Origin of the sequence: Pseudomonas sp. BN414 (assembly GCF_029871275.1) — a bacterium.
GTDB classification, from domain to species: domain Bacteria; phylum Pseudomonadota; class Gammaproteobacteria; order Pseudomonadales; family Pseudomonadaceae; genus Metapseudomonas; species Metapseudomonas resinovorans_C.
Genome location: NZ_SSOL01000046.1, coordinates 1 through 12,451 on the forward strand (window position 1 = coordinate 1; position 12,451 = coordinate 12,451).

Below are 12,451 nucleotides of genomic sequence, written 5' to 3' on the forward strand. Positions count from 1 at the left end.
TTCCTCCTGCGCTACGAGTCGGGCTTCACCGAGGGCAGCATCGGCGTCGGCCTGGACGCCATCGGCCTACTGGGCGTGAAGCTGGACTCCAGCCCCGACCGTGCCGGCTCCGGTCTGCTCAAGCGAGATCGCGAAGCCCCCAAGAGCGCCCAGGACGAATACGGCGAACTGGGCCTGACCGCCAAACTGCGCGCCTCGAAGAGCACCCTCAAGCTCGGCACCCTGATGCCCAAGCTGCCGGTGCTGCTGGCCAACGATTCGCGCCTGCTGCCGCAGACCTTCGAAGGCGGCCAGCTCAACTCCCTGGAGATCGACGGCCTGACCTTCGATGCCGGGCGCCTACGCCAGGTGAACCAGCGCGATTCCTCCGATTACGAGGACATGAGCATCACCACCGTCGGGGTGAAGAACATCCGCGCGCGCCAGACCACCAGCGATGCCTTCGACTTCGCCAACCTCAGCTACAAGTGGAACGACGCCCTCACCACCGGCTACGGCTTCGGCCGCCTGGACGACTTCTACCGCCAGCACTACCTGAGCCTGAACCACCTGCTGCCGCTCGGTGACGGCCAGAGCCTGAAGAGCGACCTGCGCTTCGCCCGCTCCACCGACGAAGGCGGCAGCAATGTCGACAACAAGGCCCTCGGCGCCATGTTCACCTACGGCTTCGGCGGCCACGCGCTGGGGCTGGGTTACCAGCGCATGAGCGGCGACACCGGCTTCGCCTACGTCAACGGCAGCGACGCCTACCTGGTGAACTTCGTGCAGATCAGCGACTTCGCCAACCGTGAAGAGCGTTCCTGGCAGGCGCGCTATGACTACAACTTCGCGGCCGTGGGGATTCCGGGTCTGACCTTCATGACCCGCTACCTCTCCGGCGACGGCGTGGAACTGGGCGCCGGCCGCGAGGACGGCAAGGAGTGGGAGCGCGACACCGACATCGCCTACGTGGTGCAGAGCGGCCCGTTGAAGAACCTCGGCGTGAAGTGGCGCAACGCCACGGTGCGTTCGACCAACTTCGGCAACGACCTCGACGAGAACCGCCTGATCCTCAGCTACACCCTGCCGCTCTGGTAAGGGTTACCGCGGCAGGACTGCGTCCTGCTTGGCGAATGAATTCGCCCCTACAGGAGCCGGCTCCTGTAGGTTGGCGCTGAGCGCAGCGAAGCCCAACGTAACGGATTCCACCCCGCCAGCATTTGTAGGAGCGAGCTTGCTCGCGAACCTTCCGAGCCAGACCTTTCGCGAGCAAGCTCGCTCCTACACAAAAGCTCCCCGCCGAACTTAGCTTCGCCCCACGTAGGTTGGTGTAGAGCGCAGCGAAACCCAACGTGACGGACTGCCGCCTGCCCCACATGGTGGCAGCCCCCTCTCCCTTCAGGGAGAGGGTTGGGGAGAGGGCCCGTACATCGAGTTCCCCCGCGCGGGCTCGTGCGAATGGCTATGATTTTTTTGCACATCGCACCGGTTTTTGTGCTCGTTCTTATTTGATTAACGCCTGCATATACTCAATTCACCAGCCCGGCCTTAAACCGGAACGACTCAAAATAACAATCAAGGGCACGCGCCATGAACAACAACAGCCTCCCCTTCCTTGCCGCCCGTGACTTCCTGCTTGCCCATCGCACCGACTACGACACGGCCGTACGCGGTTTCCGTTGGCCGCAGCTCACGCAATTCAACTGGGCCCTGGACTATTTCGATGAGATGGCCAAGGGCAACCAGGCACCGGCACTCTGGATTGTCGAAGAGGACGGCAGCGAGCGCCGCTACAGCTTCCAGGAGCTGTCCGAGCGCTCCAACCGCGTCGCCAACCACCTGCGCGCCCTGGGCGTGAAACGCGGCGAGCGCATCCTGATGATGCTCGGCAACGACATCGCGCTGTGGGAAACCATGCTGGCCGCTTTCAAGCTTGGCACCGTGGTGATTCCCGCCACCGCCCTGCTCACCTCCGAAGACCTGCGGGATCGCATCGAGCGCGGCCGGATCAACCATGTGGTGGCCGGCGCCGCCCACCTGGAGAAGTTCAATGGCCTGGCCGAAGGCCTCACCCGCATCAGCGTCGGCGGTAATGCGTCGGGCTGGACGCCGCACAGCGCAGCGGAGCAATACCCGGCCGAATTCCAGGCCGAGGGCGTGACCCTCGCCACCGACCCGATGCTGCTGTACTTCACCTCCGGCACCACCTCCAAACCGAAGATGGTGCTGCACAGCCACCAGAGCTACCCGGTCGGCCACCTGTCGACCATGTACTGGATCGGCCTGCAGCCCGGCGACCTGCACCTGAACATCTCCTCCCCCGGTTGGGCCAAGCATGCCTGGAGCTGCTTCTTCGCGCCCTGGAACGCCGGCGCCTGCATCTTCATCCATAACGTCGCGCGCTTCAGCGCCCCGGCCCTGCTCGGTGCACTCGAGCGCTACGGCGTCACCAGCCTGTGCGCACCACCCACCGTCTGGCGCATGCTGATCCAGGAAGATCTGGCCAGCTACCGCAGCCGCCTGCGCCTGCGCGAACTGGTGGGTGCTGGCGAGCCGCTCAACCCGGAAATCATCGAGCAGGTCCAGCATGCCTGGGGCCTCGACCTGCGCGACGGCTTCGGCCAGTCGGAAACCACCGCCCTGGTCGGCAATACCCCCGGCCAGAAACTCAAGCCCGGTTCCATGGGCCGTCCGCTGCCCGGCTACCGCGTGACCATGCTCGACCCCGACGGCCAGCCTGCCAAGGAAGGCGAAGTGGCCCTGCCGCTGGAGGTCCGTCCGCTGGGCCTGATGCTCTGTTACGAAGACAACCCGGAGAAAACCGCGGAAGTGATGCGCGACGGCTACTACCGTACCGGCGACACCGCGCAGATCTGCGAAGACGGCTACATCACCTTCGTCGGCCGTGCCGATGACGTGTTCAAGGCCTCCGACTACCGCATCAGCCCCTTCGAGCTGGAGAGCGCGCTGATCGAGCATCCGGCCGTGATGGAAGTGGCCATCGTGCCCAGCCCCGATCCGGTGCGCCTGGCGGTGCCCAAGGCCTTCCTGATCCTCGCCCATGACGAGCCTGGCAGCGCCGAGCTGGCCCTGGACATCCTCGCCTTCGCCCGCGAGCACCTGGCGCCTTACAAGCGCGTACGGCGCATCGAGTTCGTCAGCGAACTGCCCAAGACCATCTCCGGAAAGATCCGCCGCGTGGAACTGCGGCAGATGGAAGTGCAGCGCCGCCAGGGCGATGCACGGGGCGCCGGCGAGTACTTCGAAGAAGACTTCCCGCAGCTCAAGGGCTGAATCCGGGCCGGCTCGCCGGCCCTCCCAACCGAAAACCCGACCGCTCGGACCTATGCCCCGAGGGGCCTCACTCGACCCAACGAAAGCAGGCAGGACCCATACATGACCTCTTCCAGCGTTCCCAGCGTCAAGCTGCTCATCAACGGTGAATTCGTCGAATCCAAGTCCCAGCAGTGGCGTGACGTGGTCAACCCGGCGACCCAGGAAGTCCTGGCCCGCGTGCCCTTCGCTACCCAGGACGAGATGAACGCCGCCGTCGCCGCCGCCCAGGACGCCTTCAAGACCTGGCGCAAGACCCCGATTGGCGCCCGCGCCCGCATCTTCCTGAAGTACCAGCAACTGATCCGCGAGAACATCAAGGAGCTGGCCGCCCTGCTCACCGCCGAACAGGGCAAGACCCTGCCGGACGCCGAGGGTGACGTCTTCCGTGGCCTGGAGGTGGTAGAGCATGCCGCCAACATCGGCACCCTGCAGATGGGCGAACTGGCCAACAACGTCGCCAACGGCGTGGACACCTACACCCTGCTGCAACCGATCGGCGTGTGCGCTGGCATCACCCCGTTCAACTTCCCGGCGATGATCCCGCTGTGGATGTTCCCCATGGCCATCGCCTGCGGTAACACCTTCGTCCTCAAGCCTTCCGAGCAGGACCCGCTGGTGACCATGCGCCTGGTGGAACTGGCGCTGGAAGCCGGCATCCCGAAAGGCGTGCTGAACGTGATCCACGGCGGCGTTGATGCGGTGAACCTGATCTGCGATCACCCGGACATCAAGGCCGTGTCCTTCGTCGGCTCCACCAAGGTCGGCACCCACGTCTACAACCGTGCCTCCCTGAACGGCAAGCGTGCGCAATGCATGATGGGCGCGAAAAACCACGCCATCGTGCTGCCTGACGCCAACAAGCAGCAGACCCTGAACAACCTGCTGGGCGCCTCCTTCGGTGCCGCCGGCCAGCGCTGCATGGCCCTGCCGGTGGTGATCCTGGTGGGCGAGGCGCAAACCTGGCTGCCGGACCTGGTGGAGAAGGCCAAGACCCTGAAGGTGAGTGCCGGCGTCGAGCCGGGTACCGACATCGGCCCGGTGGTCTCCTGCTCCGCGCTGGACCGCATCAGCGGCCTGATCGCCACCGGCATCGAGGAAGGCGCCAAGCTGGTCCTGGACGGCCGCAACCCGAAAGTGCCCGGCTACGAGGACGGCAATTTCGTCGGCCCGACCATCTTCTCCGGCGTGACCACGGAAATGACCATCTACCGCGAAGAGATCTTCGGGCCGGTGCTCTGCGTGGTGAACGCTGCCAGCCTCGACGAGGCCATTGCCTTCATCAACGCCAACCCGAACGGCAACGGCACCGCCCTCTTCACCCGTTCCGGCGCTGCTGCGCGGCACTTCCAGGAAGAGATCGACGTCGGCCAGGTCGGCATCAACGTACCGATCCCGGTGCCGGTCCCGCTGTTCTCCTTCAGCGGCTCCCGCGCCTCCAAGCTGGGTGACCTCGGTCCCTACGGCAAGCAGGTGGTGCTGTTCTACACCCAGACCAAGACCATCACCCAGCGCTGGTTCGACGAAGACGATGTCGGCGGTCCGGTGAACACCACCATCACCCTGAAATGATCCCACCGGGCCGGCGCCCCACGCGCCGGCCCGCCTGGAGAAACACCATGGAATACGAAACCCTGCTGGTCTCGGTACAGGAACGTGTCGGCCTGATCACCCTGAACCGGCCCAAGGCGCTGAACGCCCTCAACTCGCAGCTGGTCGCCGAGCTGAACCTGGCCCTCGACCAACTGGAGGCCGACGCCGAGGTCGGCTGCATCGTGATCACCGGCTCGGCCAAGGCCTTCGCCGCGGGCGCCGATATCAAGGAAATGTCCGCCTTCGGCTTCCCGCAGATCTACCTGGACGACTTCTTCGCTGCCGCCGACCGCATCGGTGCCCGACGCAAGCCGCTGATCGCCGCGGTCGCCGGCTACGCCCTGGGCGGTGGCTGCGAACTGGCGCTGATGTGCGACTTCATCTACGCCGCCGACAACGCTCGCTTCGGCCTGCCGGAGCTGACCCTCGGGGTGATCCCGGGTATCGGCGGCACCCAGCGTATGACCCATGCCCTGGGCAAGTCCAAGGCCATGGAGCTGTGCCTGACCGGCCGCCAGCTGACCGCCGAGGAAGCTGAACGTGCCGGCCTGGTGGCCCGCGTGCTGCCGGCCGAATCCCTGCTGGATGAAACCCTCGCCGTGGCGCGCGGGATCGCCGGCAAATCGCTGCCCGCCGCCATGATGACCAAGGAGTGCGTCAACCGCGCCTTCGAGCTGGGCCTCAATGAAGGCGTGCGCTTCGAGCGGCGCCTGTTCCATTCGCTGTTCGCCAGCGCCGACCAGAAAGAAGGCATGAGCGCCTTCGTGGAAAAGCGCGCGCCGAACTTCACCCATCGTTGACCGAACTTCCCGGCCCAATTTCTAGAGGACACCAGCATGCATATCGGATTTCTTGGTCTCGGCAACATGGGCGGCCCCATGGCCCGCAACCTGCTCAAGGCCGGCCACACCCTCACCGTGTTCGACCCCTCGCCGCTGGCGACCGCCGCACTCGTAGAGCTCGGTGCACGCACGGCCAACAGCCCGGCGGAACTCGCCCGTGATGGTGTCGCCGCGATCATCACGATGCTGCCCACCGCCGCTCACGTGAAAGATGTCTACCTGGGTGCCAATGGCCTGCTGGCCAACGTTAGCCAGGGCGTGCTGCTGATCGACAGCTCCACCATCGATCCGCTGAGCGCCCGCGAGGTCGCCAAGGTGGCCACGGCCCAGGGCAACCCCATGCTCGACGCCCCCGTTTCCGGCGGCACCGGTGGCGCGGCGGCCGGCACTCTGACCTTCATGGTCGGCGGCACCTCCAGCGCCTTCGACCAGGCCCAGCCGTTGCTCGCTGCCATGGGCCGCAACATCGTCCACTGCGGCGCCACGGGTAACGGCCAGGTGGCCAAGATCGCCAACAACATGCTGCTCGGCATCTCCATGGTCGGCGTTGCCGAAGCCATGGCCCTGGGCGTCGCCCTCGGCATGGATGCGAACGTCCTGGCCGGCATCATCAACACCTCCAGCGGCCGCTGCTGGAGCTCGGAGATCAACAACCCGTTCCCCGGCGTGCTGGAAAATGCCCCCGCCTCGCGCGGCTACAGCGGCGGCTTCGGCACCGACCTGATGCTCAAGGACCTGGGGCTGGCTACCGAGGCCGCGCGCCACGCGAAACAGCCGGTCGTGCTCGGCGCCGCCGCCCAGCAGCTGTACCAGACCTTCAGCCTGCAAGGGTATGGCGGCCTCGACTTCTCCGCGATCATCAACCTGTTCCGCCGGGAAGCCTGAGCATGAGCGACAACGAGGCGTCCATCCTGGCCAGCGTGCGCAACCGCGTCGGCCACCTCACGCTGAATCGTCCGGCCGGGCTCAATGCCCTGACCCTGCCCATGGTGCGCCAGCTGCATCGGCACCTGTGGGCCTGGGAGCTGGACCCGGACATCGTCGCCGTGGTCATTCGCGGCGCTGGTGAGAAGGCCTTCTGTGCGGGTGGCGACATCCGCATGCTGTACGAGAGCCATGCAGCCGGCGACAACCAGCACCAGGTGTTCCTCGAAGAGGAATATGCGCTGGACGAGTACCTGCACAACTACGCCAAGCCAGTGCTGGCGCTGCTCGACGGCTTCGTCCTCGGCGGCGGCATGGGACTGGCGCAGGCCGCCTCGTTGCGCGTCATCACCGAACGCACCCGCATGGGCATGCCGGAAGTCGGCATCGGCTTCTTCCCGGATGTCGGCGGTAGCTACTTCCTCCCGCGCCTGCCGGGGGAGCTGGGCGTCTACCTGGGCGTCACCGGCGGCCAGGTACGCGCAGCCGATGCGCTGTATGTGGGCCTCGCCGACTACTGCCTGCCCAGCGAGCGCATTGGGGAGCTGGACCAGGCGCTGGACACCCTGAAATGGAGCTACGCGCCCCGTGAGAACCTCGCCCAGCTGCTCGGCTGCCTGGCTGCCGAGCGCATTCCGGGCTCGGAGCTGAAAGCCCTGCGCCCAGCCATCGACCGGCATTTCGCCCTGCCGGATATCAGCGCCATCCGCCAGTCGCTGCTGGCCGAGGATTGCGCCGAGTACTCCGACTGGGCCGAAGAAACCGTGCGCGTGCTGGACAGCCGCTCGCCCCTGGCGATGGCCGTGACCCTGGAACTGCTGCGCCGGGGCCGTCACCTGTCGCTGGGCGACTGCTTCGCCCTGGAGCTGCATCTGGATGGCCAGTGGTTCGACAGGGGTGACCTGATCGAAGGCATCCGCGCCCTGATCATCGACAAGGACAAGAAGCCTCGCTGGAACCCGCCGACCCTGGCGGACCTGACGCAACAGCAGGTCCTGTCCTTCTTCAGCGGCTTCCCCAACGCAGCCAGCAAACCTCTTCGCACCGCCTGACGGTGCCATCCTGCGGGAGTACAAGCACGATGCACGACCTCGAACTCACCGAAGAACAGCGCATGATCCGCGACATGGCGCGGGACTTCGCCCGCGCTGAAGTCGCGCCCCGCGCCCAGGCCTGGGAAAAGGCCGGCTGGATCGACGACGAACTGGTGCGCCAGATGGGCGACCTGGGCCTGCTCGGCATGGTAGTGCCCGAGCAATGGGGCGGCACCTATATCGACTACGTGGCCTATGCACTGGCGGTGGAGGAAATCTCCGCCGGCGACGGCGCCCTCGGCGCGCTGATGAGCATCCACAACTCGGTCGGCTGCGGGCCGATCCTCAACTACGGCAGCGAGGCGCAGAAGGACCAGTGGCTGCCAGCCCTGGCGAGCGGCGCGGCGATCGGCTGCTTCTGCCTGACCGAACCCCAGGCCGGCTCCGAGGCGCACAACCTGCGCACCCGTGCCGAGCTGGTGGACGGCCACTGGGTGCTCAACGGCGCCAAGCAGTTCGTCAGCAACGGCAAGCGGGCGAAACTCGCCATCGTCTTCGCGGTGACCGACCCCGAGCTGGGCAAGAAAGGCCTCTCCGCCTTCCTGGTGCCCACCGACACGCCCGGCTTCGACGTCGACCGCAGCGAACACAAAATGGGCATCAAGGCCTCGGATACCTGCGCCGTGACCCTGAACAACTGCGTGGTGCCGGCAGACAACCTGCTGGGACAACGCGGCAAGGGCCTGGCCATCGCCTTGTCGAACCTCGAAGGCGGCCGCATCGGCATCGCCGCCCAGGCCCTCGGCATCGCCCGCGCGGCCTTCGAGGCGGCGCTGGGCTACGCACGTGAGCGGGTACAGTTCGGCAAGCCGATCATCGAGCACCAGAGCGTCGGCAACCTGCTGGCGGACATGCAGACCCGCCTCAATGCCGCGCACTTGATGATTCTGCACGCCGCCCGCCTGAAGAGCGCCGGCCTGCCCTGCCTGTCAGAGGCCTCGCAGGCCAAACTGTTCGCCTCGGAAATCGCCGAACAGGTATGTTCCAGCGCCATCCAGGTCCACGGCGGCTACGGCTACCTGGAGGACTACCCGGTGGAGAAGTACTACCGGGATGCGCGGATCACGCAGATCTACGAAGGATCGAGCGAAGTGCAGCGCCTCGTGATCGCACGCGAGCTGGCCAACTACCAACTCTGAGTCACCCACGTTTTCCGGGCGTCTCCGCTCCCGTGGAGCGCCCGGTTTTTTTGCGCGCGATTACATCCCTCCTCCGCACGCTGCCCTGCGGCGGCATGAGACAACCCGGTGTCTCATTCGAATCCGGCGCGACTGGCACAGGCCTTGCTCCGGCCATCGGAGACCCACAACAAGAAACCAACCGCCATGCCCAACCTGCGCCATATCGCCATCAGCCATCGCCTGTGGCTGATCCTTTCGACCTCCCTGCTGGTACTGCTCGCCCTGGCCGGGCTGATGCTCAGCCAGAACCTCGCCGACCTGAATGCCGCCAAGGCCCTGAAAACCCGCCACGTGGTCGAGACCGCCGGCAGCATCCTGCGCTACTTCCACCAGCAGGAAAGCGCCGGCAAGCTCAGCCGCGAAGAGGCCCAGCGGCACGCCATCGAACTGATGCGCAGCCTGCGCTACAACGGCGAGGACTACTTCTGGCTGGAGGACCTGGACACGCGCATGGTCATGCACCCCAGCGCCAAGGTCGAAGGCAAGGTCATGGCCGGCACGCGCGACCCGGAGGGCAACCAGCCGTTCGACGACATGGTGGCGGTGGCCAAGCGCGATGGCGCCGGCCTGGTCCATTACAGCTGGCCGCGTCCCGGCTCTGAGGAGCCGGTGCCGAAGGTCTCCTACGTCGAGCTGTTCCAGCCCTGGGGCTGGATAGTCGGCTCGGGGATCTACGTCGACGACGTGCAGGTCGAGTTCCGCGCGCATGCCCTCAACACCCTCGGCATCCTCCTGCTGACGGGCCTGCTGCTCGCTGCCCTGATCATCCTGATCGCCCGCAGCATCGCGTCGCCGCTGGACCAGGCGGTCAATGCCATGGCCAACATCGCCAGCGGCGAGGCCGACCTCACCCGCCGCCTCGATGAGCACTGGCGTGACGAGCTGACTGCCCTGGGCACGCATTTCAACGCCTTCACCCGCAAGCTGCGCGGCGTCATCGGCCACTCACTGGAAACCGCCGATTCGCTCGATCGGGCCTCGCAATCGCTGGGGGTCATCGCCGACGACACCCAACGCCAGAGCCAGCAGCAGTCGCAACAGATGGAGCTGGTCGCCACCGCGGTGCAGGAGCTTTCCTATGCCGTACAGGAGGTGGCGCGCAACGCCGAACAGGCCTCCAGCGAAATGCGCGATGCCGAAGAGCAGGCGCTGCGTGCCCAGGACAATATCGGCAGCAGCCTGCAGCAGGTCGACCAGCTCTCGGACACCATCGGCAAGGCGGTCGACGTCATCCAGTCCCTGGCCCACGAAAGCGCGCAGATCGGCACCGTGCTGGAGGTCATCCGCGCCATCGCCGAACAGACCAACCTGCTGGCCCTGAACGCCGCCATCGAAGCGGCACGTGCTGGCGAACAGGGCCGCGGCTTCGCCGTGGTCGCGGACGAAGTGCGGCTGCTGGCGCAACGCACGCAAAAATCCACGGCGGAAATCCAGACGATGATCGAACGCCTCCACGCCAATTCCGCGGCCGCCGTGCAGGTCATCGACGAAAGCAGCCACGCCTCCGCGCTGACCGTCGAACAGGCTCGCCTGGCGGGTCAGAGCCTGGAGCAGATCGCCCGGTCATTACGCAACCTGACGGGCCTGAACGCATCGATTGCCAGCGCCACCCTGGAGCAGTCCCAGGTGGTCGAGGACATCAACCAGAACGTGACACAGGCAGCCTCCCTGGCCGAGGAAAGCGCCCTCGCCGCCAGCCAGTCCAACGAAGCGAGCCATCATCTGGGAACGCTGGCCAACCAGTTGAACCAGACCTTGAAACAGTTCCGGGTGTAGCCCCGCTCAGCTGGAGCGAGACAGGGGCGTTGTCTCATTCAGAGACACCTGCCCCAGTCCGGAACAACCCTGCCGCGTCGATGTTTCCCACGGATGCGTTCGCTGCTGCGCCGGGCCTGGCCTGCACCCGCGCTGGCACAGGCCTTGCTCCCGCCGGGCTGACTCCAACAACAAGAGGCCCCGCCCATGCAGACTCCCCCGATTCTTCCGCAAACCCGCTCGTTCCTGGACCGCCCCCACCGGATGCTGATCGGCGCCAGGTGGCAGGACGCCGTCAAGGGCAACACCATGAGCTTTCGCAATCCTGCGACCGGTGAAATCCTCGGTGAAGTGCCTTCCGCCACCGCCGAAGATGTCGACCGCGCCGTGCAGGCCGCGCGCCAGGCCTTCGACGATTCCGCCTGGAGCCGCATGCGTCCGCGCGAACGGCAGAACCTGCTGTGGCGCCTCGCCGACCTGATGGAGCGCGACGCCCAGGAGCTGGCCGAACTGGAATGCCTGAACAACGGCAAGAGCGCCGCCGTGGCCCACGTCATGGACGTGCAGCTGGCCATCGACTTCCTCCGCTACATGGCCGGCTGGGCCACCAAGATCGAAGGCAGCACGGTCGACGCTTCCCTGCCGCTGATGCCCAATGATCAGTTCCACGGCTTCATCCGCCGCGAAGCGGTGGGCGTGGTCGGCGCCATCGTCGCCTGGAACTTTCCGCTGCTGCTGGCCTGCTGGAAGCTCGGCCCGGCGCTCGCCACCGGCTGCACCGTGATCCTCAAACCCGCCGACGAAACCCCGCTGACCGCCCTCAAGCTGGCCGAGCTGGTGCTGGAAGCCGGCTACCCGGCCGGGGTGTTCAACGTCATCACCGGTACCGGCCTGAATGCCGGCGTCGCCCTCACCCGCCATCCGGGCGTCGACAAGCTGACCTTCACCGGCTCCACCGAAGTCGGCAAGCAGATCGGCAAGGCGGCCATGGACAACATGACCCGCGTGACCCTGGAACTCGGCGGCAAGTCGCCGACCATCGTCATGCCCGACGCCAACCTGCAGGAAGCCGCTGCCGGCGCCGCCAGCGCGATCTTCTTCAACCAGGGCCAGGTCTGCTGCGCCGGCTCGCGCCTGTACGTACACCGCAAGCATTTCGACAACGTGATCGCCGACATCGCCGGCATCGCCAACGGCATGAAGCTCGGCAACGGCCTCGACCCGAGCGTGCAGATGGGCCCGCTGATCTCCGCCAAGCAGCAGGACCGCGTCACCGGCTACATCCAGCTCGGCCGCGAGCTGGGCGCCACCATCGCCTGCGGCGGCGAAGGCTTCGGCCCCGGCTACTTCGTCAAACCGACGGTGATCGTCGACGTCGACCAGCAGCACCGCCTGGTGCAGGAAGAAATCTTCGGCCCGGTGCTGGTGGCGATGCCCTTCGACGACGTCGATGAAGTCATCCGCATGGCCAACGACAACCCCTACGGACTCGGCGCCAGCGTCTGGTCCAACGACCTCGCGGCGGTGCACCGGATGATCCCGCGCATCAAGTCCGGCTCGGTCTGGGTCAACTGCCACAGCGCCCTCGACCCGGCCCTGCCCTTCGGCGGCTACAAGCTCTCCGGCGTCGGCCGCGAAATGGGCGCGGCGGCCATCGAGCACTACACCGAGCTGAAGTCGGTGCTGATCAAGCTCTGAGTGCCCGGACGGCCTTCGCTCTGATGGGTTTCGTACCTCTACCCATCCTACG

9 protein-coding genes are annotated in these 12,451 nt (G+C 66.2%); all 9 read left to right on the top strand.

What is annotated here, in order from left to right; all coding sequences use genetic code 11:
- On the top strand, nucleotides 1-1,077 hold a 1,077-nt coding region (locus E8E95_RS08520), incomplete at its 5' end, for an OprD family porin (protein ID WP_280349440.1).
- Nucleotides 1,078-1,569: 492 nt separating this feature from the next.
- Nucleotides 1,570-3,273, top strand: coding sequence for an AMP-binding protein (locus E8E95_RS08525; protein WP_280349441.1), 1,704 nt, complete (start codon nucleotides 1,570-1,572; stop codon nucleotides 3,271-3,273).
- Nucleotides 3,274-3,375: 102 nt separating this feature from the next.
- Nucleotides 3,376-4,884 (top strand): CoA-acylating methylmalonate-semialdehyde dehydrogenase, encoded by a 1,509-nt coding sequence (locus tag E8E95_RS08530; protein ID WP_280349442.1) that lies wholly within the window; start codon nucleotides 3,376-3,378, stop codon nucleotides 4,882-4,884.
- A 47-nt stretch (nucleotides 4,885-4,931) separates the two neighbouring features.
- Entirely contained in the window at nucleotides 4,932-5,705 is a 774-nt protein-coding gene (locus E8E95_RS08535) for an enoyl-CoA hydratase (RefSeq protein WP_280349443.1), read from the top strand.
- Between the two features lie 36 nt (nucleotides 5,706-5,741).
- Nucleotides 5,742-6,632, top strand: coding sequence for a 3-hydroxyisobutyrate dehydrogenase (gene mmsB, locus E8E95_RS08540; RefSeq protein ID WP_280349444.1), 891 nt, complete (start codon nucleotides 5,742-5,744; stop codon nucleotides 6,630-6,632).
- Nucleotides 6,633-6,634: 2 nt separating this feature from the next.
- Nucleotides 6,635-7,723, top strand: coding sequence for an enoyl-CoA hydratase/isomerase family protein (locus E8E95_RS08545; RefSeq protein ID WP_280349445.1), 1,089 nt, complete (start codon nucleotides 6,635-6,637; stop codon nucleotides 7,721-7,723).
- A 29-nt stretch (nucleotides 7,724-7,752) separates the two neighbouring features.
- Nucleotides 7,753-8,904, top strand: a complete 1,152-nt coding sequence (locus tag E8E95_RS08550; RefSeq protein WP_280349446.1) for an acyl-CoA dehydrogenase family protein — start codon at nucleotides 7,753-7,755, stop codon at nucleotides 8,902-8,904.
- Between the two features lie 186 nt (nucleotides 8,905-9,090).
- Nucleotides 9,091-10,722, top strand: coding sequence for a methyl-accepting chemotaxis protein (locus E8E95_RS08555; protein WP_280349447.1), 1,632 nt, complete (start codon nucleotides 9,091-9,093; stop codon nucleotides 10,720-10,722).
- Between the two features lie 186 nt (nucleotides 10,723-10,908).
- Complete coding sequence (locus E8E95_RS08560) at nucleotides 10,909-12,399, top strand: aldehyde dehydrogenase family protein (protein WP_280349448.1); 1,491 nt, start codon at nucleotides 10,909-10,911, stop codon at nucleotides 12,397-12,399.
- Nucleotides 12,400-12,451 lie beyond the last annotated feature (52 nt).